We start from the raw sequence: 571 nt of genomic DNA, 5'->3' as shown, positions 1-571 counted from the left end.
CAGCTTATCACGTCCTTCTTCGGCTCCTGGTACCAAGGCATCCACCATGCGCCCTTTGTAACTTGACCAGTGAATTCTTTGTACTTTGTTTCTCTTCTTTGTTCATTATGCAATTTTCAAAGAACATATTGGTGGGTCTAAATGGACTCGAACCATCGACCTCACGCTTATCAGGCGTGCGCTCTAACCAGCTGAGCTATAGACCCATAATTGGTGGAGATAAAGGGATTCGAACCCTTGACCCCCTGCGTGCAAGGCAGGTGCTCTCCCAGCTGAGCTATACCCCCAAGATTAGGTGCTAGGTTTTAGCTTCCAAATACTAGACACTAGGTACTAGGTACCAGGTTCTAGACTCTAGGAAATCCTAAAAACCAACCTTTATTGAAAAACCTTATTCGGTCTCTCAAAACTAAACAGAGTAGTAAGTTCATAATTCTTCTATTCGTTTTGTCAAAAGTCTTGCTTTTGACTTTTCTCCCTAGAAAGGAGGTGATCCAGCCGCAGGTTCTCCTACGGCTACCTTGTTACGACTTCACCCCAATCACCAACCCCACCTTCGGCCGCTGGCTCC

General features: G+C 45.9%; 2 tRNA genes and 1 rRNA gene. All 3 read right to left on the bottom strand.

The features are described from left to right. Window positions 1-129 precede the first annotated feature (129 nt). A tRNA-Ile gene (locus CLTEP_RS14240) sits at window positions 130-206 on the bottom strand. 5 nt (window positions 207-211) lie between these two features. Further along, window positions 212-287: transfer RNA gene (locus tag CLTEP_RS14235), tRNA-Ala, on the bottom strand. A 195-nt stretch (window positions 288-482) separates the two neighbouring features. Next, window positions 483-571: ribosomal RNA gene (locus CLTEP_RS14230) — 16S ribosomal RNA — on the bottom strand; the annotation flags it as partial.

Origin of the sequence: Clostridium tepidiprofundi DSM 19306 (assembly GCF_001594005.1) — a bacterium.
Classification (GTDB): domain Bacteria; phylum Bacillota; class Clostridia; order Clostridiales; family Clostridiaceae; genus Clostridium_AC; species Clostridium_AC tepidiprofundi.
The sequence above is the reverse complement of the archived record's forward strand: the minus strand, read 5'-3'. Positions and strand labels throughout refer to the sequence as shown.